General features: G+C 53.8%; 20 protein-coding genes and 1 other annotated feature. Of the genes, 5 read left to right on the forward strand and 15 right to left on the reverse strand.

Annotated elements, in window-relative coordinates; translation table 11 throughout:
* Positions 1–16: 16 nt before the first annotated feature.
* Both BRO54_RS00730 and BRO54_RS00735 read right to left on the reverse strand, forming a co-directional pair.
* Positions 17–787, reverse strand: coding sequence for a PRC-barrel domain-containing protein (locus BRO54_RS00730; RefSeq protein ID WP_033025927.1), 771 nt, complete (start codon positions 785–787; stop codon positions 17–19).
* A 10-nt stretch (positions 788–797) separates the two neighbouring features.
* Positions 798–2,249 (reverse strand): hypothetical protein, encoded by a 1,452-nt coding sequence (locus BRO54_RS00735; RefSeq protein WP_011232108.1) that lies wholly within the window; start codon positions 2,247–2,249, stop codon positions 798–800.
* Positions 2,250–2,364: 115 nt separating this feature from the next.
* Here BRO54_RS00735 and BRO54_RS00740 point away from each other — a divergent pair, with 115 nt between their 5' ends.
* The 3 genes from BRO54_RS00740 to BRO54_RS00750 are packed head-to-tail and all read left to right on the forward strand — an operon-like array spanning position 2,365 to position 5,284.
* On the forward strand, positions 2,365–2,997 hold the full coding sequence (locus tag BRO54_RS00740; RefSeq protein ID WP_021321853.1) for a type IV pilus modification PilV family protein: 633 nt from the start codon (positions 2,365–2,367) through the stop codon (positions 2,995–2,997).
* Positions 2,981–3,550, forward strand: a complete 570-nt coding sequence (locus BRO54_RS00745; protein WP_021321852.1) for a PilW family protein — start codon at positions 2,981–2,983, stop codon at positions 3,548–3,550. Before BRO54_RS00740 ends, BRO54_RS00745 begins: the two co-directional genes overlap by 17 nt.
* 12 nt (positions 3,551–3,562) lie before the next feature.
* Complete coding sequence (locus tag BRO54_RS00750; protein ID WP_033025928.1) at positions 3,563–5,284, forward strand: hypothetical protein; 1,722 nt, start codon at positions 3,563–3,565, stop codon at positions 5,282–5,284.
* Between the two features lie 66 nt (positions 5,285–5,350).
* Here the strand turns inward: BRO54_RS00750 and BRO54_RS00755 are convergent, their stop codons facing one another.
* The 3 genes from BRO54_RS00755 to BRO54_RS00765 all read right to left on the reverse strand — a co-directional run bounded on the left by BRO54_RS00755 (position 5,351) and on the right by BRO54_RS00765 (position 12,478).
* The gene (locus BRO54_RS00755) at positions 5,351–8,239 is read right to left on the reverse strand and encodes a VWA domain-containing protein (protein ID WP_033025929.1); all 2,889 of its coding nucleotides are present in this window, start codon (positions 8,237–8,239) and stop codon (positions 5,351–5,353) included.
* An 87-nt stretch (positions 8,240–8,326) separates the two neighbouring features.
* The gene (locus BRO54_RS00760) at positions 8,327–9,619 is read right to left on the reverse strand and encodes a bifunctional folylpolyglutamate synthase/dihydrofolate synthase (RefSeq protein ID WP_074042798.1); all 1,293 of its coding nucleotides are present in this window, start codon (positions 9,617–9,619) and stop codon (positions 8,327–8,329) included.
* 216 nt (positions 9,620–9,835) lie between these two features.
* Positions 9,836–12,478: a valine--tRNA ligase gene (locus tag BRO54_RS00765; RefSeq protein WP_074042799.1), complete on the reverse strand. Its 2,643-nt coding sequence runs from the start codon at positions 12,476–12,478 to the stop codon at positions 9,836–9,838.
* A gap of 100 nt (positions 12,479–12,578) precedes the next feature.
* Positions 12,579–12,814: a binding site (T-box leader), on the reverse strand.
* A gap of 139 nt (positions 12,815–12,953) precedes the next feature.
* Between BRO54_RS00765 and BRO54_RS00770 the strand changes: the two genes are divergently transcribed.
* Positions 12,954–13,142 carry a hypothetical protein gene (locus BRO54_RS00770; RefSeq protein ID WP_011232115.1) on the forward strand — a complete coding sequence of 63 codons (189 nt, stop codon included), beginning with the start codon at positions 12,954–12,956 and terminating at the stop codon, positions 13,140–13,142.
* Positions 13,143–13,179: 37 nt separating this feature from the next.
* On the opposite strand, the gene ysxE is transcribed toward BRO54_RS00770, so the two are convergent.
* The 8 genes from ysxE to hemA form a co-directional block, all read right to left on the reverse strand.
* Positions 13,180–14,211, reverse strand: coding sequence for a spore coat protein YsxE (ysxE, locus tag BRO54_RS00775; RefSeq protein ID WP_074042800.1), 1,032 nt, complete (start codon positions 14,209–14,211; stop codon positions 13,180–13,182).
* A gap of 43 nt (positions 14,212–14,254) precedes the next feature.
* Positions 14,255–15,307: a stage VI sporulation protein D gene (spoVID, locus tag BRO54_RS00780; RefSeq protein ID WP_033025933.1), complete on the reverse strand. Its 1,053-nt coding sequence runs from the start codon at positions 15,305–15,307 to the stop codon at positions 14,255–14,257.
* 118 nt (positions 15,308–15,425) lie between these two features.
* Positions 15,426–16,715 carry a glutamate-1-semialdehyde 2,1-aminomutase gene (gene hemL / locus BRO54_RS00785; RefSeq protein WP_033025934.1) on the reverse strand — a complete coding sequence of 430 codons (1,290 nt, stop codon included), beginning with the start codon at positions 16,713–16,715 and terminating at the stop codon, positions 15,426–15,428.
* A gap of 16 nt (positions 16,716–16,731) precedes the next feature.
* Complete coding sequence (gene hemB / locus BRO54_RS00790) at positions 16,732–17,706, reverse strand: porphobilinogen synthase (RefSeq protein WP_033025936.1); 975 nt, start codon at positions 17,704–17,706, stop codon at positions 16,732–16,734.
* Positions 17,707–18,477: a uroporphyrinogen-III synthase gene (locus BRO54_RS00795; RefSeq protein WP_033020289.1), complete on the reverse strand. Its 771-nt coding sequence runs from the start codon at positions 18,475–18,477 to the stop codon at positions 17,707–17,709.
* On the reverse strand, positions 18,474–19,406 hold the full coding sequence (gene hemC, locus BRO54_RS00800; protein ID WP_033025938.1) for a hydroxymethylbilane synthase: 933 nt from the start codon (positions 19,404–19,406) through the stop codon (positions 18,474–18,476). Before hemC ends, BRO54_RS00795 begins: the two co-directional genes overlap by 4 nt.
* Before the next feature lie 15 nt (positions 19,407–19,421).
* Entirely contained in the window at positions 19,422–20,240 is an 819-nt protein-coding gene (gene ccsA / locus BRO54_RS00805) for a cytochrome c biogenesis protein CcsA (RefSeq protein WP_033025939.1), read from the reverse strand.
* A 10-nt stretch (positions 20,241–20,250) separates the two neighbouring features.
* Positions 20,251–21,615 carry a glutamyl-tRNA reductase gene (gene hemA, locus BRO54_RS00810; RefSeq protein ID WP_033025940.1) on the reverse strand — a complete coding sequence of 455 codons (1,365 nt, stop codon included), beginning with the start codon at positions 21,613–21,615 and terminating at the stop codon, positions 20,251–20,253.
* Between the two features lie 166 nt (positions 21,616–21,781).
* On the opposite strand from hemA, the gene BRO54_RS00815 reads away from it, so the two are divergent.
* Positions 21,782–22,267, forward strand: a complete 486-nt coding sequence (locus BRO54_RS00815) for a LiaI-LiaF-like domain-containing protein (RefSeq protein WP_033025941.1) — start codon at positions 21,782–21,784, stop codon at positions 22,265–22,267.
* A gap of 41 nt (positions 22,268–22,308) precedes the next feature.
* Here the strand turns inward: BRO54_RS00815 and yihA are convergent, their stop codons facing one another.
* Together yihA and lon are read right to left on the reverse strand one after the other, a co-directional pair.
* On the reverse strand, positions 22,309–22,896 hold the full coding sequence (yihA, locus tag BRO54_RS00820) for a ribosome biogenesis GTP-binding protein YihA/YsxC (RefSeq protein WP_014196452.1): 588 nt from the start codon (positions 22,894–22,896) through the stop codon (positions 22,309–22,311).
* Complete coding sequence (lon, locus tag BRO54_RS00825; protein WP_031206390.1) at positions 22,893–25,235, reverse strand: endopeptidase La; 2,343 nt, start codon at positions 25,233–25,235, stop codon at positions 22,893–22,895. Before lon ends, yihA begins: the two co-directional genes overlap by 4 nt.

A 25,235-nucleotide genomic window follows, 5' to 3' on the forward strand; every position in this document is an offset into this window, starting at 1 on the left:
TCGAGCTCCCCCTTTTTCACTCAGCTTCGATGTTCATCGACACATCGACAATGACGCTTGGACCCGCCTCTTGCGCTTTTCTCACATCTTCTTCGCGAAGCGTCGTTCCCGCTGGAAACAGAAGTTCGCCGTTCAAATCATAAATATCCTTGGTCACCCGTTTCCCCGCAAGAAGCGCCACTTGCTTTTCACGGAGCGATTCAAGCGCTTCGACATTTTCCGCTGTCTCCGACATAGCTTGGATCTGTTCAGGAATGTTGCTGGCCTCTGTTTCTTTTTCATTCTTTTGAATGAGCATCGACGCATCGGAAAGGAGAGCTCCCGAAGCGTCGTCGCTGACGATCAATATATCCTTTCCATAAGTCAACACTTGGGCGGATGGCAACACCGCTTCTCCACTTTCAAGGCGAAGGGCGATGCCGATAATATCCCCTGTCTCTTCGTTTAGGAAAAACTCATGGACTTCCCCCAAAAGCTGTCCTTTGCGCGTGATGGCTTTTGTATTTTTGATGCGGATTTGCTTGTTGACAAGCTGGTTGGCAATCGGAATTTCCGCCAAATCAATGACATCATGGCTGCTTGCCACCGTAACGGCGAATTCGCCGATTCCGACGATTTTTTTAAACGGAATCGCTTTTAAACTGAGTTGCACATCTTCTTGCTCGACAGTCAAAAAATCGATGGAACCTTTATCAGGATTAATGACAAAGCTTTTCACGGCGCCGATTTGCATCCCATCCGCAATGCTGATGATCGGCAATCCGATGATTTGCGCGCTCGCTTTCATCCTCTTCACCTCAACCATTTGCTAATGTAGCGGCGATTTCCCGCCAGAGTGCCAGTTCAGCCGCGATAGCTGGATAGTTTGAAAAACGTCGCTCGAGCTGGTCAACCCACGCACGAAGCTGTTGGCCATTTTGTTCCAGTGCATAATGCTCCAACAGCAGGCGGGCGAATACGTAGTAATCGCGATCGGAAAGCGGGGCTTGCAAACATTGATGCAGGCATTGTTCATACGCATCGGCCGTCAAACGGCGGCGGCTCAGCATCAATTCCGCTGCCGCCATTTGCGCTTTTTCCGAAGCAACCAAATGCATTGGTTCTTCAGCAAACGGCTCATCTGCCGCCTCGACGCATTCTTCATATTGAGGATTCTCTTCGGAATCCGCCTTTTGTTCCTCTTGCTGCTCGGAAGCGTCCGCTGTTTTTTCGCTGACCATCGCTTCAGCAGCTGATCTCAACGAAACGGCATCATCCACGAGCCGATCCATCCAATCGACCGCACCGCTGTCTTGATCATGTCCAATCTCAAGGCCATCAGCAAACATCACGCCATCGTCCTCGAAGCTTTCCGCCTCCACGCGTTGTCCTTCTTTATGATGCCAGATGTCATGGATTCCGGCAAATCCATCCTCATCCGGAGCCACGGCCGCCTCGAAAAAGACGCCTCCGTGCTCCCGTTTGACGCTGTCCGTTGAAGAGAACTCGTATTCTCCGCCTTCCACGCGCTCTGAGAAACGATCATCCATGCTCATCCATGCATCCCATTCATTCTCGCCGCGGCTCTCACCCTTAACGATTTCTGCTGCATTCAGAACCGGCTCATCGGCTTGCGATCCTTCATTTCCGCTCTCTTTTGACACTTCATCAAGCACCGCTGTCTCAAGGTCCGGCGTCACAGCGCCCGGCCACTGATCCAACCAATCGGAAACACGCCGCAGCGGTTCGGACGCTCCAACGATTTCTTCCGCTTGCTCCCACGGTGGAACAGTTTCTGCCGCTGCCTCCATCAACAAGTCAGCGGGAGAATGGTTCACTTCTTCCGACCGTTCTGCTGTCTGCTCTATCGATGATGATTCATTAGGTTCAGAAAGGGGCGGCGCTTGATCAAACTGGATCGACGGCAACGGCGCCTTTGGCAAAACAGGGACAGAAGCCAAAGATTCCGGCGCCGACCGCTCCTCTTTTTCTTCTTTTACAAAACTTGATTCACGAGAAGCCCCGGCGCGGTAAAGAGCAGCGCCAAATCGGCGGTCAAGCAAATACGATGCAGCCGCCAACAACAAAAGAACAAGAAGCCCGGCCTGCCAAAGCGGAATGATCGAACTAGCAAATTCGGCCAAAAGCGCAGCCAACAGCGCCATAACAACCGCTGTAAGCCCCCCAAGCCGGCTGAAGCCAAGCGGAAGAAGCCAAATCAGCAGCAGCGCCACGACAAAAGCACCGGCATACATGAGCGCCTCTTTCATCATGCCCCCCCGTTTCTTCTATGACAAAAGACCTCTTTTATACTAAAAATCTGCAACATTCGACTCTTACTTATTGTATAATAAAGTTACATATTTTGAAAGAAGGTTGTGATCAATGACGGACAAGAATTTTTTTTCCTGCCGACGCACTTTAGGGTTCACCCTTATCGAGACATTGTTGTCCATCACGCTGTTGTCTGCGGTGGCGATCGGCTTGTTTTCCTTTTTCACCCACGCTATGACGTATACAGCCGATAACGAACGACGAACGGTGGCCATCAACGTGGCGCGTGGAACGATGGCGTACTTTGAAAAAAATGTTCTCTTTTCTTCCTTATCGAATTACATGACAGAGAACAATCTTTCATTTCTTAAAGTAGAGAAAAACAGCTGCAGCCATGAAGCCTTGTCCTCTTTATTGTTTCCAAGCGGAAATCAGGGCGAAACGATAAGCTCTCAACAATCATGCACCGCCCAGCTCGCCCCAACAATCAATGATGTTCAATACGAAACAACGGTGTACATCATCCGCTGCGATCAAGAAGGATGGGACGGATTCCTCACCTCCTCTGAATTTGCGTCATTGCCGGAGCGGCTCAAAGAAGAGATCCGTCGTGAACGAAACAACATGATCTCCTCCGAAGCCGGCACCTACATGGCGAAACTGTACGCCGTTGTCCGTTGGGGAGAACGAAACGGCGACATCACATGGGTGGAAGGAGTGGTGACCGATGAGACGATCCGTTAACACCCAAGATGGGATGACGCTTGTCGAGCTGTTGGCCGCCATTTCCATTTCCATGTTGATCATTGGCGCCATCTATACTGTTTTTCTAGCGGGCATTCGCGTTTATCAGCACATCGGCATTGAAAGTGAATTGCGGAGCGAGGCGGATTACGCGGTGGCACGCATCATGAATGCCTTGTACATGTTCTCGCCGGACGGCCTTGAAGCCGATCGGAGCCAAGAAAACAAAACGCTTAGTCAACTGTCGTTTGTCAAAAACGAGCAATTCAAAACGAACAACCAAGTCGGTCTTGTTTCCCGCGAAACCGCGGCGCAATCGGTCCATCGAATCATTTCGATTAAAGACGGAAAACTGATGATGGACGGGGAAGCGATTACATCCACACGCCTTTTGCTGGACGATTCTTCCTCCTTTTCGTTCCGTTGCGCGCGCAGAGACGGAGAAATTTGCCGAAGTGGGGTTATCACCATCATCTTAACGATCAAAGATGGGAATAACAACGGGATGCTTTCAATAAAACCTTTCACTTTACAGACGGAATTCGGTTTTTAGGGGGGAGGCCCTATGCGCCGAGATCAGCGAGGATATAGTTTGATTACAACATTGTTGGTCATCACCGTCTTTTTATTGCTAGGTCTAACCATTGTCACCACCGCCGTCGAGCACGCCCAATTCACCACCGTGCGCGTGGATGACGTACAATCGCTGCATGAGGCGAAGACGGATGTCAACGAGGCGGTCGCCGATCTGAAAGCAGAGTTATCGGATCCAAATTTTTTGGTCCGCCATCGTATTTTTGCGCCTGACCAATGGGATCAGTTTCTCGGGCTTGGCAGCTCGTCTCCTGGAGAAGACACGATCGCCGGCCGCCTGCGCGACCGCTACGGGGTGATCATGGAAGATGAAAGCGAGCAATATGATATTCCCAAAAACCAAGTGTTTCTTCGCGCCCTTCGTTTAACGAAAACGTTCAATGACGGCCATCGGACGCGAACCGTCAAGCGGCTCGTCTTTGTGACCAATACGCCAAGCTTTTTGAAATATGCGCTTGGCTCAAAGGAAACAGTGGTCCTCAACGGCGGGGTTTATGTCGAAAACGGGAATGTATACACAGGGCAAAACGCCTATGCCAGCAACGCGACCAACTATGTGAAGGCAAACGGACAGCTGACCGTCAATTCGTCTAACGCCGGCATGCCGCTTTTATCCTCTTCCTCGATTTGGTATACAAACGACGGACAATTGAATGCATGCGGGCAAACGACCGGTTGCTGGGAAGCATCACAAGGCCGTTTTCGCATGAAGACCAATTGGGCGCCTCGTTGGCCGACGGATGTGCCAGAACCGGCGCCAACCATCAGGCAAGAAAACGAAGATTTTATCGATGTCGATTTTGACCTTACTGTGGCCGACAAACTGTTGCAAGCATCGGGAATTTTGCCCCCGTCATCCGATTACATTGAGCGAATGGAATCCATTCAAGAAGCCGGGGACAAAAATAGCCAACTTCACACGTTAGTGGCAGAGTTGTCCAATCAATGGACCTCGATCCAATCGAATCAACCGGATCCAAACGATCCACGTAAAACGCTTGAAGAAGTGATCAAAGAGCAGTCCAAAACCAAACCGCTCTACCTCGATGGAAACAGCGTTTTGAGAGGAGATGTCGATATTCAGAACAGCGGAGTCAACCAATGGCTCATTGTCAACGGCGATCTTCGCCTTGATGGGCCGACAAATCCCAGTACATTTGTCAGCGTACGCGGAAATTTTATCGTCCTCGGTGATTTAACTTTGACAGGCAACTTGCGGCTTGACGCAAGCATCTACGTCACCGGGAGCACGAAAATTTACCAAAGCCGGATCGAACGGGCGCTAAACAACAAAGGTGTTGTGTTGCTGTCGAAAGGTCCGCTCGATATTTCCCGTATTAATGAATTCAATAACCCAACCATTCCGACACCGAATTTGAAAGGATACTTTTACACAGACAGCAGCGCCACGATTTATGCCGTTGGATCCTACTTGTATATCGAAGGCGGGCTGTTCGCCCGCGGAAACGGAGCAACAGCTCCAGACACAGACATCAATGGGCTTGTCGTCAACGCATTCCGCGGTCAAGTCAATGGGGAAAACGGAGAACCGGACCGGTTTACGCCAGGAAGTGATCCGTTATCCTCACGCCTCGTCGTCCGCTATCGTCCTGAAATGCTTGTTGAACAAGGGACAGGACTTCCTTTTGTCAATCGCATTTCGCTCGTGGTCGACCGATTGGAAGTAGAATGAAGGAGGCATTTTTGATTCAAAACGGAAAGCGGCGCTCCCGAAAGGGAGGCCGCGCTTTATTCATGGCTACCATTTGCCGCCGTTCCCGCCATTTTGGTTGGTGGAAGGCGATCGGACAATGACGGTCGCCTCAGCTTGAATATCCCGGCCATCCAGCGCTTTCACCTTGGCTGTCGCCGTGATGGTGGCATATCCGACATCAACCGCTTGCAAATACCATTTCCCGTTTTCTTGAACCACCTTGACAAACCGATCGTCAGACGTTGCAACAGAGCGAAGCGCCTTGTCCGTTGCATTTTCCGGAATGAAACGGAGTTCTGGCGCCACTTCGAGTTGATCGCCGACATTCATGTATAGAATCGGATTGCGGAACGCCATGCCTGTAAGCGGTACGTACGGATCAATCACACGAATCGTTGCCGTCGCTGACGCATTTCCTCCGTCTGTCGAGCGGACAGTGATGGTGACCGTTCCAGGCTTTAGCGCTGTCACGGTTTCGTTTTGCACCACGGCGATCGTATTGTCGCTCGATGACCATGCCAACGTTTTGTTCGTCGCATCGCTCGGAACGATCGTCACTGGAATCGTCTGCGTATCTCCGACATTCATCGTCGCCTGATATGAACCAAGCTTCAGTTCTGTAATCAGCTTTGTATACGTAAACGCTGCGCTCGTTAAACCCGTTCCTCTCGTCAATCCTCCTGACGCCTGCACATTCACCGTGTAGGAACCGTCATTGGAAATGGCAACAACATACGGCGACGAGAGCGGCGTCCAAGCGGATGCCACCCCATTTCGCACTGCTTGGTACTGATATGACACCCCTTCACCGGCTACCAACCCGGTTATTTTAACGGTCGGCGCCTCATAAGTCGTCGCTCCGTTTGGCACGACTCCATTGGCTGTCACAACGGAAAGATGGGGTTTAATGTACACCGGTACCGTCTGGCCGTTGCTGTACGTGACAAGCAGCACGCCATCATCATTCGGGTCATATTGCAGCGCTTTGACAGGTAACGGCAATAATCCATATGAATTGGAATTAGAATTGGGATTCGCCTGTCCGACAATGTCGTCTGATAAAGCAGAAAATTTGTGTTTTGTGATAGTACCCTTTCCATCCCCTTCATAGTAAAAGTATGGAAAATCATCCAAACGAACTGTCATGCCGATTCGTTCCGCCGGCGGAACGAGCGTCGATGTTTGGGCGCCATAACGGCTGTCGGTGAATGTCACCGAAGCTGGCGGCAATTGAACACTGTTCATGGCAAAGTCCGCCTGCATCACCCATTGCGCCGAGAGCGTCAGTTTGTTGAGCTGGCTGTAGTCGAACGTTTGATTGGTGAAAGACCATTTGGCATAACGCTTGCCATTCTCCACATAGGTTGTGACTTTGTCATCGGGAACAACGGAGATGCCATCGGGCAGTTCTTGGACAATGCTCACATTGCTGATCGTCCCGGTCGCATTGCCGACATACCCGACAAGCGACAACGAATACGTAGCCCGGAAGCGGTTGTCGTCGCCATCGGTGGCCCCGCGTTTGATTAAGCTCGTGACATCATTGGTCAACCCTTGCAGCTTCACCGTTCCAGTAAACGACGGCGGCGCTTCATCTTTGACAGTGACGGTCACCGTTTTCGTCACAGCCGGCTGTGGTTGGCCATACACATCCCGATACGTCAGTTCAGCATTGAACGTATATGTCCCTTTTGCTTTAAATGACACGGGAATCGGAACTGTCACCGGCGCCGGTGTGCCCTGGCCAACTTGGTATGGGATGGAAAACGAAATATACGCGTTTTGCTTGTTTTCATCCAGCCATACTTGGCCGTTTTCCGCAACGGCGACATTGCCGCCAAACGACGAAAGCGGGATGCGGATCGTTCCGGTGATCGCCGGCGTGGTGGCAAGCTGGGAAAACTGTTGGAACAAGGCGGTCAAATTTTGCGTCGTTCCTTGCCGCGCCTCGCCGCCGGCAGTCGCTGAAAGCGACCGTAAATAGTCCATATCGACTTCATCATTGTCGCCGAAGCCGATTGAGTAAAGAGTGATATTGTTCATCCCGAGCGTTTTCGCCACCGCTGTGGCATCGGCTCGGATTTTCCCTTCGATGCCGCTGTAAGTGAACGAATAGCCGTTATCCCAAGACACCCGCCATCCATTGACATAATCTTGCCCGTCGCTGTAAAATTGGCGAGAATATCCTTTGTTGTCGGTAAAACGGATACCGGCAGTCCGTCCATCGCTGTACAATTCGTATGTGACCGAAAGAGAATCGGTTACTCTATTCCCTGTATACTGATATCCGCCCCAAAATTTCGGTTTAACCTCCCGGTACGTAATCGTATCGACTGTATTCAACACCGTCGGCATGCCATCCGTTAAGAAAATGATATACTTTTTCCTCGTTGGGTCCGTGAAATACGACTTAGCAAGAGACAAAGCAGCCGAATAGTTCGTTCCGCCGCCGGCGGTCAAGCTGTTGCCGGTATTGAGAATGGCATCAAGCTGACTTGCAACATTCGAGTACTTCCCAAACGGAACCACACTTGCTTCCCGCACTCCATCGGAAAACGGAATAAGAGCAAAGCGGTCATTTTGGTTGTAATTGGACTTAAAGTAGTTGACCGCCGCTTGCAGAGCGGATTTGGCGCTTTGCAGCTTCATTGCCGTCATCGACCCCGACACGTCCATGACAAACACGACATCGATCGGCGGGCGGATGATTCCTGAAACAGCGCCTTGTGGAACGAGCGTCACATCGAGCCGGCCTTGGGCATCGCCGTTTGGCGGCTTGGCGTACTCTGATTGTGACGAAGAAAACTGCAATTGAAGCGATGGCAGAGAGGAAGAAGCGGCTTGAACGGCAACCTCCTTCCCACCTGTGCAAAACATGAGCAAAAATGCCCAGACCGACGCTGTAAGAGCTTGGAAAAACCTCCTTTTCCTCATGTTCCTCTCCCCGTTTCATGACAAATTGCCTATTTTTCTTTATCTTCATTATACCATTTCAAAGACGTTGTTGATAGCAAATTTTTCTTACGCAAGCCGTTTTTTTACTTCGGAAATAAAGTACAAAGACCCCGTAATCAGCAACATTTCTTGAGCCGACAAACGTGTTTTCTGCTCACCGATCCACTCCTTCCAACGATGAACAGTCGCCTTATGCCGATGGGATGAAAGAGCAGCCAACTGTTCCGCCGCTGCCGCGCGCGGAAAATCAAACGTGGTAAACGTGATCGTATCCGCGAGCTCATCAAGCCGTTGAATCATCCGCTCAAGCGGCTTGTCTGTCAGCGCGGCGAACAAGACATGGACGCGTTTGTCGGGATAATGGGTGCGCACCGTCTCCACAAGAGCGCGGATGCCCGCTTCGTTATGGGCGCCGTCGAGGATGATCAGCGGATGGTCGCTCACCCGCTCAAACCGGCCGGGCCAAGCGGCTGTGGCCAGCCCATCGGCGATATGCTCCGGATCGATCAAAAACGAATAGCCAAGGCGCAATAGTTCTGCCGCCATCACCGCCACCGCCGCGTTTTCGACTTGATGGGCGCCGGGCATAGAAATGCGCAAATTGGGATACTCGGCAAACGGCGTCATGACGGAAAACTGCTCCCCTTCCGCCGTCGCCTGCCGGTCGGAAACGGTGAAATCGACGCCGAGACGATATGTTTTCGCTTTCCGCTCCGCCGCCGTCTTGGCGATCACATCCCACGCCTCAGGCTCGTTGACCGCTGTCACAAGCGGAACCCCTGATTTAATGATCCCCGCTTTTTCCGCGGCGATCTGATCGAGCGTATCGCCTAAGATGTTCATATGATCGTAGCTGACGTTCGTAATGACGGAAAGGAGCGGATAAATGATGTTGGTTGAGTCCAAGCGGCCGCCGAGACCGACTTCAATGAGCACGATGTCTTGAATGTTTTTTTTGCCAAAATAATCAAGCATCATCGCCGTGATCACTTCAAATTCGGTCGGTCCGCCAAGTTCCGTCTGTTCCAATTCGTCCGCAAGCGGTTTGATCGTTTGCACAAGCTCCACGATCTCTTCATCGCGAATCGGTTCGCCGTTTATGCTGATTCGTTCGTTAAACTGCTCGACATACGGCGAGGTGAACGTGCCGACCGAATAGCCCGCCGCTTGCAAAATGGAGCGCAAATAGGCGACCGTTGACCCTTTGCCGTTCGTTCCCCCGATATGGACGGCGCGGACGCGGCGTTCCGGATGCCCGAGTTTTTCCATCATCCATTCCATCCGTTTCAATCCTGGTTTCATGCCAAGCCGCAGCCGCCCGTGAATCCAAGCGACCGCTTCTTCATACGTTCGAACCATGTCCATCATCCTCCTTTTTCCATTGGTGTCTTGCCGCCCCCTGCCGGCTTCATGCGGCGGATGCGCCACACATCGAGAAGCTTGGCGAAAGCGAGTATATGTTGACAACAAACATTTTCTCAGAATATGCCAACCTTCCATCATGATCCATCGAAAAAGACGAATCCACAGGAAAGCGGATTCGTCTTCATCATAATCAACAGCAAGATCGTTTGTCTACCGTTTGAGCTCGGCGAGGCGCGCCTTGACGGCTTCGCGTTTTTCCATGTAATCTTGCCGCTTGCGCCGCTCTTCTTCGACGACATGAGCCGGCGCTTTCGCCAAAAAGCCTTCGTTCGCCAGTTTCTTTTCGACGCGCTCGACTTCTTTGTTCCATTTGTCAATCTCTTTTTCAAGCCGCTTAATTTCTTCCTCAATATTGATCAACCCTTCAAGCGGCATGATGAGCTCGGCGCCGGTGACGACCGCCGTCATCGCTTTGTCCGGCGCGGGAACGTTTGTATCGATCAAGAGCTCGCTCGGGTTGCAGAACCGCTCAAGATAGGCGCGGTTTTTCATGAGCGCCGCCCGCACTTGTTCATCTTTCACCTTAATATAGAGCGCAATCGGCTTGCTCGGCGGCGTGTTCACTTCGGCGCGGACGTTGCGGACGGCGCGGATGATGTCGACGAGCATCCGCATTTCTTCCGCCGCTTCTTCGTTCGACAGCTCAGGGCGCACTTGCGGCCACGGAGCGACGGTGATCGATTCGCCTTCATGCGGCAAGTTTTGCCAAATTTCCTCGGTAATGAACGGCATGAACGGGTGAAGCAGGCGCATCGTGTTGTCGAGCACATACGCCAACACGGAGCGCGTCGTCTTTTTCGCCGCTTCGTCGTCACCGTAAAGCGGCAATTTCGCCATTTCAATGTACCAGTCGCACAAGTCGTCCCAAATAAAGTTGTACAGCGTGCGCCCCGCTTCGCCGAATTCGTATTTCTCAGCAAGCTTCGTCACCGTGTCGATCGTTTCGTTGAGGCGCGTTAAAATCCAATGGTCGGCGACCGTTTTTTCGCCGCTCAAATCAAGCTCCTCGTACGTCATGCCGCCCATGTTCATCAAGGCAAAGCGCGAGGCGTTCCAAATTTTGTTGGCAAAATTCCACGTCGCTTCAACTTTTTCGGTGCTGAAGCGCAAGTCTTGCCCCGGCGAGCTGCCGGTCGCCAAGAAGTAACGGAGCGCATCGGCGCCGTACTGATCGATCACATCCATCGGATCGACGCCGTTGCCGAGCGATTTGCTCATTTTCCGCCCTTGGGCATCGCGGACAAGACCGTGGATGAGCACGTCTTTGAACGGGCGCTTCCCGGTGAATTCGAGCCCTTGGAAAATCATGCGCGACACCCAGAAGAAAATGATGTCATAGCCGGTGACAAGCACATCAGTCGGGTAGTAGCGCTTGTAATCCGACGATTCCACATCCGGCCATCCCATTGTCGAGAACGGCCAAAGCGCCGAGCTGAACCACGTATCAAGCACGTCGGGGTCTTGCTCCCAGTTTTCAATGTCTTTTGGCGGTTCATGGTCGACGTAAATTTCACCCGTTTCTTTATGGTACCATGCCGGGATGCGATGCCCCCACCAAAGCTGGCGCGAAATGCACCAGTCGCGGATGTTTTCAAGCCAATGCAAATACGTTTTTTCAAAACGCTCCGGCACGAACTGCACTTTGCCGTCGGTTTGCTGGAGCTTGATGGCGGCTTCGGCGAGCGGCTTCATTTTCACAAACCATTGCGTCGACAAATACGGCTCGATAACAGCGCCGCTCCGTTCACTGTGACCGACTGAGTGCACGTGCTCCTCGATTTTAAAGAGGACGCCTTGTTCTTGCAAATCGCGGACGATCTGCTTCCGGCATTCAAACCGGTCAAGCCCTTGGTATTTCATGGCGTTTTCATTCATCGTGCCGTCTTCGTTCATGACAAGAATGCGCGGCAAGTTGTGGCGGTTGCCGATTTCAAAGTCGTTCGGGTCGTGCGCCGGCGTAATTTTGACCGCCCCGGAGCCGAACTCCATATCGACGTATTCGTCGGCAATGATCGGAATTTCGCGGCCAACGATCGGCAGTTTTACCATTTTGCCGATCAAGTGCTTGTACCGCTCGTCATCGGGGTGCACAGCAACGGCCGTATCGCCGAGCATCGTTTCCGGACGGGTCGTCGCCACTTCAATGTAGCCGGAGCCGTCAGCGAGCGGATAGCGCAAATGGTAGAGCGCGCCTTTTACTTCTTTATAAACGACCTCAATGTCTGACAAAGCGGTTTTCGTCACCGGGTCCCAGTTGATGATGTACTCGCCGCGGTAAATAAGCCCTTTCCGGTAGAGCGAGACGAACACTTCGCGCACCGCTTTTGAGAGCCCTTCATCGAGCGTGAACCGCTCGCGCGTGTAATCGAGGCCAAGCCCTAACTTCGCCCATTGGCTGCGAATATGGCCGGCGTATTCTTCCTTCCACTTCCACGTTTCTTCTAAAAATTTTTCCCGGCCTAAATCGTAGCGCGACAGCCCTTGCTGGCGCAGCTTCTCTTCCACTTTCGCCTGGGTGGCGATGCCGGCGTGATCCATTCCCGGAAGCCACAGAACGTCATACCCTTGCATCCGTTTCATGCGCGTAATGATGTCTTGCAGCGTCGTATCCCACGCGTGCCCCAGATGCAGTTTGCCGGTGACGTTGGGCGGCGGGATGACGATCGTAAACGGTCGTTTGTTCGGATCACCGGTCGCTTCAAAAAATTTTCCTTTCAGCCACCATTCGTAGCGCCCCGCTTCGACCGCGCGGTGGTCGTATTTGGGCGGCATCGACACTTCGTGCTGTGCCATGTTTCATTTCCCTCCTTCAACATGATGGACAATGCGGCCGACGGCGGCTTCCCACTGAGCAATGCCGCGCAGCCGGCAAGCAAAAAAGCCCCTTTCATCCAAAAAGGACGAAAGGAGCTGCTTTCGCGGTACCACCTTTTTTCTTAAGCCCAAAGGCTTAAGCGCTTCATTGGCATAACGGCATGATGCCGGCTTCCTCTACTCGGCAGCAGCGCCTTTCAAAGAAGCAGCTCAAGGGCGACCTTCCAGCAGCCGTCATCCTAGGAAATCTCGCAGCTTCTGATTTCCCTCTCTGCAGGCGCGGACCGCTGTACTCCTCCCCGTCTTCGCTTTTGTCATCATTGTTCGATTATTATACTACCATTGTCCATCATCTTTGCCAAGTTTTTATTTATTTATTCCATCCGTGTGCATTTGGTGACAAACAATCGCACGTTTCATATTGTATAGTAAACCGGAGAAGGAGGGAATGTCGATGCGGCGATTCAACCCGTATTCGTGGCCGCCGTGGCTTCGGCAAGTGCGCGCCGTCTGCGCCCAAGTGATCATCCCGCTCACCATTTTTCAAGCGATCCGCACCATTTTTCTGCCAACGACGTTTGATGTCATTTTATTGGCCATCTTCGTTTTCATTGCCGTGGCGCTCCATTTGGAATGGATTTAGTGCGACGCCGTTTTGTTTGGCTGGATTCAAAATCCATTTAATCATTGCTGCTTTCATCCGCCGGCGGTTCGTTGTCCACCGCTTCTTCCTGCTGCCGCGCGGCGTCGCGTTGGACAAGGTGCATAACGAGCGCCTCCGTATTTTTGAACGCCAAATAACGACGCTGCAACGCGGCCACATATTCCCGTTCGTTCCGCTCGTTCCGCGAAGCGGCCTCATACCTCTCCAAACAGCGGACAAACCCGCGCGGCTCCGCCAAATGGCTGTATAAAAACGCCCGCTCTCCGTCGGACAGCGGCAGCTCCTTCTCGTACTCCTCCATCCCTTCAAGCCACTCGCGCCCAAGCGGCGGCATTGTCTGTACGTGAAAACGGAGCGCGGCGATCACATCAAAGAGCGGTGAATTCCAATGCGCCCGCTCCCAACTGATCCAATACGGCGGGATATAGTGGGAGAGGCGCGCTTTGCCGTGCACCCAGGCGATGCGCCATTGCTTCGTCTCTTTGAGCGTCTCTTCCCACACATCGAGCCGTTCTTCAGCGAACGAGTACGCGCGCATCACCTCATGGAAATATGTGCAGCATTGAAGCTGAAACGGAGACATGTACCACGCCGCTTCGTACCGCTCAATCCGTTCTTCCCACACCGTCCGCGCCCGTTGCCATTCGTCCTTTTTTTGCTTTCGGTACGCCGCCGCCTCTTCCTCACTCACCTCGATCGTGCGGACGGTGGCGCGATGGAGGCGGGCGAGTTCGCGAAAAAAGGAGCGAACGGCATCCTCATCCGCTCTCGCTTCGCCATGATGCCAGGCTTGCAAATAATAAAGACGGCCGCCTTCTGTGGCAAACAGCGACCGCCGCCGCGTCAGGTAAAGCGGGAGACAACGGGGACCGCCATGCTGAAGAGACTGCCAAACGGCGGCGGCTTCTTGCTCGCTTTCGAGCGGCTTTAAAGCAAAAACGCCGCGGTTCGTGTATACCTTGACGGCTTTGCCTCGCTGCTCAATGCGCACTGGTCGAAGCCCATACTGGACGAGCACAGCATCATATCGGTCAGACTGTGCGGCCATCGTTACGCCCCCTTATCAGCAAAAGAAACGGAAAGCGTCCCTTTCATGAGAAAGGACGGCTTCCCGCCATGGCCGGAATATATAGCAGCTGCCCCTCGTGCACGTCATCTGGGCTTTCCAAATCATTGGCGCGCAAAAGCTGCGAGACGGTCACATCATACCGTTCGGCAATCTTGTCCAATGAATCTCCTTGCTGGACGATGCAAATTTTCAGTTTCGTAAACTCTTCCGCCTCGCTTTTCGCAAACAATTTCGTCAAGTAAAGCGCATTTTCGCTTTTTGTTTTCGTTTCTTCTTCCTCTTCTTCCTCAACCGCCTTTTTCGCCGCCCCGATCGATACCTTCGCCTCAGTTGGCGGCAGCAGCGAAGCGATGTCTTCCTCCGTCTGTGCGCTGACCACCTTCGTTTCCGTCTCAAGCGGCAAAAACGGCTCTTTGGCCTCCTCTTCTTCAGCCCCCGTTTCTTCATGACGCAAGGCGGCTGGCTCCATGACGGAAACCGTCGTTTCGCCGGCGGCCAAAGCCGGCTGTTCATCCGCCTCATCGGCGAGATCATCCACGGAAGCAAACGCTTCCTCACCGGCCGCTTCCTTGCGGGCGATCGATTCAAACGGGGCAAACAGCGGCTCATCGTCCTCCTCATCGTCCGGCAAATCATCGCCAAGCGGCGCTTCACTGATGCCGCTGATCGAAATGTCGGCAGTGATCAGCAATCTTCCGTTTTCATCCAAATCATAATCAAACGATTCAACCGTCACGTACACATCCTCAAGGGAACGAATGCGGTTTTTTGGAATCGTAATATCGATTGGAAAACGGTGCGACAGTTCGCTGATCCCGTCTTCGCGCACCGAAATGTGCTGAATGAACCGATAACCAGCCAGCTCAAACACGTCGTCATCCGCCTCGACGAGCCCTTCGCCCGCCTGACGAAATTCACCGTTTAGCTCGAGCGCCCCACGGATCGTAATATATTGGTCGTACTCATCGACGGAAATGACCGGATCAAGAGAAATGGATAAAAACTCGGCGACTTCCTGTCCTCTTTTAAACCAGACCGATTCTTCCAATGAAAAACGCAAATACGATTGCTCCAACCGGGCCTCCTCCTTCCGTCCCTTCGGCAAATGGTTTTGATGACATTATCCATTGTATGAACGGAAACGAGGCGGTATGATAAAAAATTGGGCTGCCGACGGTCGGCAGCCCCTTTCCTTATCCGCGCAGACGGGCAAACACCCGCTCAGCAGCGGCAATCGTATATTCAATATCATCATCACTGTGCGCCGTCGACAAAAACAGCCCTTCAAATTGCGACGGCGGCAGGAAAATGCCTTCATTCGCCATTTCCCGATAATAGGCGGCAAACAGCTCCAAGTCGGACGTTTTCGCTGTCTCGTAGTTGACCACCGGCTCGTTCGTGAAGAAAAAGCCGATCATCGACCCAGCGCGGTTGATCGTATGCGGGATGTCGTATTTCTCTGCTGCCTGATGAAGCCCATCCGCAAGGCGCGCCGCTTTGCGGCCAAGCTCTTCGTACGTTTCCGGCGTCAGCTGGCGGAGCGTCTCGTACCCGGCCGTCATGGCGAGCGGATTGCCGGAGAGCGTGCCGGCTTGGTACACCGGTCCGCTCGGCGCGACAAGCTCCATGATCTCGGCTTTGCCCCCGTACGCCCCGACCGGCAAGCCGCCGCCGATCACTTTGCCAAGGCACGTCAAATCCGGCTCAACGCCGTAATACCCTTGGGCGCAATGGTAATCGACGCGGAACCCGGTCATGACCTCGTCGAAAATCAATAAAGCGCCGTATTGTTTCGTCACCTCGCGCAACCCTTCCAAAAAGCCAGGCACTGGCGGAACGACGCCCATGTTGCCGGCGACCGGTTCGACGATCACCGCGGCGATGTCTTCGCCAAACCGCTCAAACGCATAGCGGACGCTGTCCAAATCGTTGTACGGCACCGTGATCGTATGCTGGGCGACCGATTCCGGAACGCCCGGGCTGTCCGGCAAGCCGAGCGTCGCCACGCCGGAGCCGGCTTTAATGAGCAGCGAATCGCCGTGGCCGTGGTAGCTGCCTTCGAATTTCATGATTTTGTTGCGCTTCGTATAGCCGCGCGCTAAGCGGAGGGCGCTCATCGTCGCCTCCGTACCGGAATTGACCATCCGCACGATTTCCACCGACGGCACCCGCTCAATCACGAGCTTGGCGAGCTCATTTTCAAGCAATGTCGGAGCGCCAAAGCTCGTCCCTTGTTCCGCCACCCGCTTCAACGCTTCAACGACTTGGGGATGGGCATGCCCTAAAATGAGCGGCCCCCATGACAGCACGTAATCAATGTACTCATTGCCGTCAATATCGTAAATTTTCGATCCTTGGCCGCGCGCCATGAAAATCGGCGTCATCCCGACCGACTTGAAGGCGCGCACCGGGCTGTTCACCCCGCCCGGCATCAATTTCACCGCTTCTTCGTAAGCGGTTTTTGACCGTTCGTAGCTTCGCATGCTTCCGCCCTCCTCTCTATTCAGCCAGCCAGCGGGCGACATCTTTGGCAAAATACGTAATGATCAAATCCGCGCCCGCCCGTTTCATCCCTGTCAACATTTCCATGACAACCGGCTTCTCATCGATCCAGCCGTTTTGCGCCGCCGCCTTGATCATCGCATACTCGCCGCTCACGTTATAAGCGACAAGCGGCAGCGGAAAACGGTTTTTGATGTCGCGGATAATATCCATGTAGGCAAGCGCTGGCTTCACCATCAAGAAATCAGCGCCTTCTTTGACATCCGACTCCGCCTCGCGAAACGCCTCAAGGCGGTTGGCCGGATCCATTTGGTACGTCTTCCGGTCGCCAAACTGCGGCGCGCTGTCGGCGGCATCACGGAACGGGCCGTAAAACGCCGAAGCGTATTTGATTGCATACGACATGATCGGCACATACTCAAACCCTGCTTCATCAAGCCCACGGCGAATGGCGGCGACAAAGCCGTCCATCATGTTCGACGGCGCGATGATGTCGGCGCCGGCTTGCGCTTGGCTCACCGCCGTTTTGGTGAGGAGCTCGAGCGACGGGTCGTTCAGCACACGCTCGTTTTCGACGACGCCGCAATGGCCGTGGCTCGTATATTCACATAAACACGTATCAGCAATGACGACTAGATCTGGGTGTTCGGCTTTGATTTGGCGGATCGCCCGCTGAACAATCCCTGTTTCGCAATACGCCTGCGAACCGACTTCATCTTTTTCATTCGGCACGCCAAACACCATGACGGCGGGAATGCCAAGCTTGGCGATGTCGTCCACTTCCTCGGATAAGCGGTCAAGCGATAAATGGTAAACCCCTGGCATCGACGGCACTTCCCGCTTAATGCCGCTGCCCTCGACCACAAACAGCGGGTAAATGAGATCCTCGACACGAAGATGCGTCTCGCGCACCATCGCCCGAATCGCAGCCGTTTGCCGCAAACGGCGATGGCGGTCAAATGACAGTGCCATTCATCGTCCCTCCATGGAAAAATATTGTTCCATCGCTTTGATTATACCATCCGTGGTGTAATCCGTCGGACAAATATGGACTGGAATGCCCGCCCGCTCGGCCGCTTCTTTCGTCACCGGTCCGATGCAGGCGACCGCAACACTGGAAAGAAGGGCATCCGCTTCTTTGTCGAGAAGGCGGACAAGGCTGTCAACCGCCGACGGGCTCATCAAGGTGACCGCATCAAGCTCCCGCCGGCGCAACAGCGACAACAACCGCTCCCGGCCGCTTTCGTCAGACGCGGTCTCATACACCGTGAGCTCGTCGACCGCGGCGCCGGCGTTTCGCAACGCCTCAGGCAAGGTCGGGCGCGCCAAATTGCCTTTGACAAACAGCACCCGGTCGCCTTGTTTGACGCGCGGCATGAGCAAGTCAGCCAGCCGTTCGGCGGTGTAATCATCCGGCACGAGCGCCGGGGAAAGACCATGCTCGGCGAGCGCCGCCGCTGTTTTCCGGCCGACGACAGCCATCTCCGGCAGCGGCCGCGGCAACGAAACATGCGGAAAAAAGAAGCGGACGGCGTTCGCGCTTGTGAAAACGAGCCAACGGTATTCGCCAAGCCGCTCAACCATAGAAGCGATTTCTTCCGGCGCCGTCGCCGGTCGAATGACAATGAGCGGAAGCTCGACTGGAACGGCGCCAACAGCACGCAGCTTGGCAGAAAATGACGCGGCCTGCTCCTTGCCGCGCGTCACGAGCACCGTTTTGCCGGCGAGCGCGCTGTGTGTCATGATTGGCTCAACTCCTGTTTCACCCGCTCGATAAGCGCTTTCGCCCCTTGTTCGATTAAGACAGCGGCCGCCTGCCGGCCGACGGCCTCCGGATCGGCGCCCGTGACCATTTCTTTATACTTTTCTTTTCCATCCGGCGAAGCGACAAGGGCCGTGAGGCGCACCATACCGCCGTCTGCTTCGGCGTAGCCGGCAATCGGCACTTGACAGCCGCCTTCCATTTGCTGCAAAAAGGCGCGCTCCGCCCGAACAGCCCGCTCGGTTTGCTCGTCGTTTAACCGGCTGAGCCATTCGCGCAATTCGTCATCATCCTCCCGGCATTCGATCGCCAGCGCCCCTTGGCCGACCGCCGGAACACAGACATCAAAAGGAAGATAGTCGCTGATGACGTCATCGCCCCAACCCATGCGCGCAAGACCCGCCGCCGCCAGCACGATCGCATCGTACTCTTCGCTTTCGAGCTTCGCCAACCTTGTGTCAATATTGCCGCGAATCCATTTGATCGTCAAATCCGGGCGATAGGCAAGCAGCTGCGCCGAACGGCGCAAGCTGCTCGTGCCAATGACCGACCCAGGCGGCAAGTCGGAGAGCATCCGGTTTCCTTTGCTGACAAGCACATCGCGTGCATCTTCGCGGCGCGGAACCGCGCCGATCACTAAACCTTCGGGCAGCACGGCCGGCATATCTTTCATGCTATGGACCGCCATATCGATGCCGCCGGCGAGCAATTCATGCTCGATCTCTTTCACAAACAACCCTTTGCCCCCGACTTTCGAGAGCGTAACATCAAGCACCCGATCTCCTTTCGTGACGATTTCTTTCACTTCAAACGTAAACGGCGCCCCAAGCTGTTTCAATTCGTTGATCACCCACTTCGTCTGGGTCAAGGCAAGCTTGCTGCGCCGCGAGCCAACGACAATGTTCCGCATCTCGTTCCACCTCAATTACGAATACCAAAAATGAAATTTTGACAAACTGCCAAACAAGAAAAAGTTGACAAGCAAAAATAAAAACGAACCGATGTTCCATAGCGCGATCGCCTTCCCTTGCATCTGCCGGACGGCTCGCTTGTAAAAATAGACGCCATAGACGAGAAAAACGACAAACGACCCGAGCACTTTCGCATCATACCAATGGAAATGGTCGATTTGAATGTACGCCCAAATCACGCCAAGGATGAGCCCTAATAACAACATAGGCAAGCCGAGCACATTTAAAACATACGACAAAAAATCAAGCCGTGACAAATCCGCCATGCGCCAAAGGCGCGCCCCCCACTTTTTCTTTTTCAGCAAACTGTACTGCAACATGTAAAGCACCGAAAACAGAAACGACAGCGTAAACGCCGCATACGCTCCGAGCGAAAGGGTGATGTGGATGATAAGCAGCTCCGAAACGAGCCGCTCCGCAACAGCCGGCGACTGCGAAGACGGTGCGAACGTATGAATGGCCAAAATAAAAAAAGCAAGCACGTTCGTAAAAAAGACGATGAAATCGACGCGCAGCAGCCGATTGATGACGAGCGACAGCGTAATGAGCAGCCAGGCGTAAAAATAAAGCCCTTCCGACATCGTTAAAATCGGAAAGCGCTTCGTCTCAATGATGCGAGAAACAAACGTCACTGTCTGCAAAAGCCAAACAATAGAAAGCAACCAGAAGGCGATGTCGTTCGCCTTCCGGTTTTGTTGCAAAAAATCGATGAAATAGAAAAGGATCGAGGCGATGTAAAGCAAAATGGACAGCTCATACAACAGCGCCACCATCCATCCCACCTTACAGCTGCCATGATGGGCGGGCGGCACGGACCGCTTCCGCGTCTTGTTCATCGCGCTGCTCGGATTTCGCCTGCTGCATGCGCCGCTCGGCTTTCACCGCATCTTCGATATTGAAAATTTTCATAAACAGCTGAAGCGCCTCCTCGGCATTCGGGCCGGCGGCGAGTTCCTTCGCCTGCAAAATCGGATCGCGGAGCAGCTGGTTAATAATGCTTTTCGTATGTTTGTTCAACACTTTCCAATCGCGCTCCGACAAATGCGGCAGTTTCCGCTCCAAACTTTTCATCGTTTCCGCTTGGATGGCCAGCGCCTTTTCGCGCAATGCGGCGATGACTGGCACGACGCCGAGCGTCTGCATCCATTGGCTGAACGCCATAAGTTCCGCTTCGATCATCGTTTCAATGCGAGCCGCTGCCTTTTGCCGTTCCGCCAAGTTGGCCGCCACCACATCTTGCAAATCGTCGATGTCGTACAAAAACACGGTTTCCAAATCAGCCAACGCCGGATCCAAATCGCGCGGCACCGCGATGTCAACCATAAAGAGCGGGCGGCCTTTGCGCATTTTCTCAAGCGGCGCCACCATTTCCTTCGTCAAAATATAGCCTTTGGCTCCCGTCGAGCTGATGACGATATCCGCTTCCAGCAAAGCGCATGACAATTCGCCGAGCGGCTTCGCCTCGCCGGCAAACTGCTTAGCAAGCTGTTTCGCTTTTTCAAGCGTCCGATTGACAACCGTCACCTTCCCGACGCCGCTGCCGCACAAGTTTTGCGCCGCCAGCGTCCCCATTTTGCCGGCCCCGATAATCAAGACGTGCTTGCCGGCAAGGCGGCCGAAAATTTTCTTCGCCAGCTCAACCGCCGCATAGCTGACCGATACAGCGTGCGCGCCGATGCCCGTTTCCGAGTGGGCGCGCTTCGCAAAGGTCACTGCCTGCTTGAACAGATGGTTGAAAATCGTGCCGCTCGTCCCGATCTCTTGAGCGAGCAAATAGCTGTCTTTCACTTGCCCTAAAATTTGCGTTTCCCCAAGCACCATCGAATCAAGGCCAGCCGCCACGCGGAACAAATGCTGGATGGCCGCCTCTCCTTCAAGCACACGCAAATACGGAGCAATCGCTTCCACTCTAACGCCAAACCATTCGGCTAAAAATGCTTTAATATAGTAACGGCCGGTATGCAGTTGATCGACCACTGCATAAACTTCCGTCCGGTTGCACGTCGAGACGATCACATTTTCGAGCACGCTTTTTTGCTTGGCGAGCTGTTTCATCGCCGCACCGAGTTCCGCTTCCGCAAACGCGAGCTTTTCGCGGATTTCTACAGGGGCGGTTTTATAGTCGACGCCAACGACTACGATTTGCACGATGCCATCCCCCTTATTGACCGAATCCCTTCTATCATTATATCACAACCGTCCATCGTTCCGGTTTGAAAAAATTGTGAACATGCCTCCAAAGCTATGCTAAACTGTAGACAGTGATCATTCTATCATAAACATGTCCAAAAGGGAAACGGAGGACGCGACGATCATGAAAACCCGAACGGTATTCGCCGGCATCTTGTTCATCGGCCTCGGGCTGTATTTTCTCGCCGGACAGTTGGAATCCCCCCTTTTCCATTTCTTCCAAGGGTGGCCGGCCTTGCTTGCCATTTGCGGCGCGGCTTTGCTTGGCCAGGCGCATTCAGCGCGCGAATATGCTTACCTTTTCCCCGGCTTTCTTTTACTCGGATTTGGCGTTGAGTTGCTCCTTGCGGGTGCATTTTCGTTCTGGCCCCGCGGCGTGAACATGTTTTTTTTCCTCATCGCGCTCGCTTTTTTCGCCAGCAGCCGCAAACAAAAAGGCGGGGCCGGCTTTGGCGTGCTTTTTTTGCTTCTCGCTGTCTTGCTGACGTTTTCCGGGCGCGGCCAGCCATTCTTTCACCTCGTCCAAGCCGGACTTTCCTCTGTCTGGAAGTTTTGGCCGCTCGGACTCATCGCCATCGGTATCTATATATTATGGGCTAGGCGAAAATAGCCTTGGAAGCGAAAACACCAGCCGAATCGCTGGTGTTTTCGTCATGAGGCCACAAACGGCAAAAGCGCCGCCCATGCTTCATCTTTCCCTTGCCCGGTCTCGGCGGAAAACAAAATGAGCGGGTCGCCGTCAGCCATCCGCAGCGTCTCGCGCGCGATTTTCGCGTGTTTTTGATGCTTGCCGCGCGGCACTTTATCCGCTTTCGTCGCGATGACGATCACCGGGATCTCGTAATGTTTCAAAAACTCGTACATCATCACATCGTCTTTCGTCGGCGGATGGCGCAAGTCAACGAGCAGGACCGCCGCCTTGAGCACCTCGCGCGTCGTAAAGTACGTCTCCATCATTTTCCCCCATTTTTGCCGCTCCTGCTTCGACACGCGGGCGAAGCCATAACCTGGCACGTCCACAAAGTAAAACGAGTCGTTAATCAAATAAAAATTCAACGTCTGCGTTTTGCCTGGCTTTGAGGAGGTGCGCGCCAAATTTTTCCGGTTGATCATTTTGTTGATGAATGATGATTTGCCGACGTTCGAACGGCCGGCGAGCGCCACCTCCGGCCGTCCGCCGTCCGGATATTGTTCCGGCTTGACGGCACTGGTCACAAGCTCTGCTTTCTTCACATTCATCGCTTCCACCCCACCAACGCGTGCGGCAGCACCTCATCGAGATGGGAGACGAGCACAAAGCGCAAGTCGCGCTTCACCGTTTCCGGAATGTCAGCCAAATCTTTTTCATTGTCTTTCGGCAAAATGACTGTTTTCAATCCGGCACGGTGGGCGCTTAACGTTTTCTCTTTCAGCCCCCCGATCGGAAGAACGCGGCCGCGCAGCGTAATTTCCCCGGTCATGCCGACAAAACGGCTCACCGGCTTGCCCGTCAAAGCGGAAATGAGTGCGGTCGCAATCGTAATGCCGGCCGATGGCCCGTCTTTCGGCACCGCGCCTTCCGGAACGTGGATGTGAATATCATATTTCTCATGGAACTTCGGATCAATGTCAAGCTCCTCAGCGCGCGACCGCACGTAGCTGAACGCCGCTTGCGCTGATTCTTTCATGACATCGCCGAGCTTGCCGGTCAGCACGAGTTTCCCATTGCCTGGCGCGAGCGACACTTCGATTGCGAGCGTATCGCCGCCAAACGCCGTATACGCCAGCCCGGTCGCCACGCCGACTTGGTCTTCCGCCTCCGCTCGGCCGTAGCGGTATTTTCGCTTCCCTAAAAATTCCTCAAGATTGTTTTCTGTGATCACCACCCGCTTTTTCTCGCCGGAAACGATGAGGCGGGCCGCTTTTCGGCAGATAGCGGCGAGCTGCCGCTCAAGCTCCCGCACCCCGGCTTCGCGCGTATAATGGCGGATGATATCGAGCATCGCGTCATCGCGAATTTGCAACGCCGCCTTTTTCAGCCCGTGCTCGGCGATTTGTTTCGGCAGCAAATGCCGCTTGGCGATATGCAGCTTCTCCACTTCTGTGTAGCCTGGTATGTGGATCACTTCCATCCGGTCCAAGAGCGGCTGCGGAATCGCCGCCAAATGGTTGGCCGTGGCGATAAACATGACTTTCGATAGATCGTACGGCTCTTCAATGTAATGGTCGCTGAACGTATGATTTTGCTCCGGATCAAGCACCTCCAGCATGGCCGCCGATGGATCGCCACGGAAGTCGCTCGACATTTTGTCGATTTCATCGAGCAAGAAGACGGGGTTGATCGTGCCTGCTTTTTTCATCCCCTGGATAATGCGTCCCGGCATGGCGCCGACATACGTGCGGCGATGGCCGCGAATTTCCGATTCGTCGCGGACGCCGCCGAGCGAAACACGGACGAAGCGGCGGCCGAGCGCTTTGGCGATCGAGCGGGCGAGCGACGTTTTGCCGACCCCCGGCGGTCCGGCGAGGCAAAGAATCGGGCCTTTTAACGATTTCGTCAGCTGCTTGACGGATAAAAATTCAAGCACCCGTTCTTTCACTTTATCGAGCCCGTAATGCTCTTCGTTTAAAATCGCTTCCGCCCGCTTAATGTCGTGGATGTCTTCCGTTTCTTTCGACCACGGCAAAGCGATGAGCCAATCGAGGTAGTTGCGAATGACTGCGCTTTCCGCTGAGGTCGCCGGAATTTTTTCATAGCGGTCAAGCTCCTTCAATGCTGTTTGTTTCACATGCTCCGGCATGCCGGCCGCCTCGATTTTTTCTTTCAGCTCCTCGACTTCGCCCGTTTTTCCTTCCTTTTCGCCAAGCTCTTTTTGAATCGCCTTCATTTGCTCGCGCAAATAGTACTCTTTTTGCGTCCGCTCCATCGACTGCTTGACGCGGGCGCTGATCTTTTTCTCAAGCTGGAGCACTTCTTTTTCGTTGTGCAAAATTTGGATGATTTTATTGAGGCGCTCTTTCACGTCGATCGTTTCTAAAATGCGCTGCTTTTCCTCAAGCTTAAGCGGCAAGTGCGAGGCGATGATGTCCGCCATTCGCCCCGGCTCATCGATGTCGACGATCGAGGCGTAAATGTCGACCGACAGCCGCTTGGACAAGTTTATGTACTGCTCGAAATATTCAAGCATCGTCCGCTTGAGCGCCTCATCTTCCAAATCTTTCGCCGCCCGATCAGCAAACTTTTCGACTTTGACGAGAAAGTACGGCTCCTCGCTGATCACTTCCGTGATGAGCGCCCGGGCGACGCCTTCGACAAGCACGCGGAACGTGCCGTTCGGGAGTTTTAGAAGCTGCTTGACGCGCGCGATCGTTCCCATTTTATATAAGTCATCCATGTCCGGTTCGTCGATGGCAACGTCTTTTTGCGACGTCAGCAAAATCATATGATCCTCGACCATGGCTTGCTCGAGCGCTTTGACCGATTTCTCGCGCCCGACATCCAAATGGAGCACCATCGTCGGAAACACGAGCAGCCCCCGCAGCGGCAAAAGCGGAACGACCGTCTCCTTTTTCTTTCCGTTCACGCCGAACACCTCCAT

Source organism: Geobacillus proteiniphilus (genome assembly GCF_001908025.1).
In the GTDB taxonomy this organism is placed as follows: Bacteria; Bacillota; Bacilli; order Bacillales; family Anoxybacillaceae; genus Geobacillus; species Geobacillus proteiniphilus.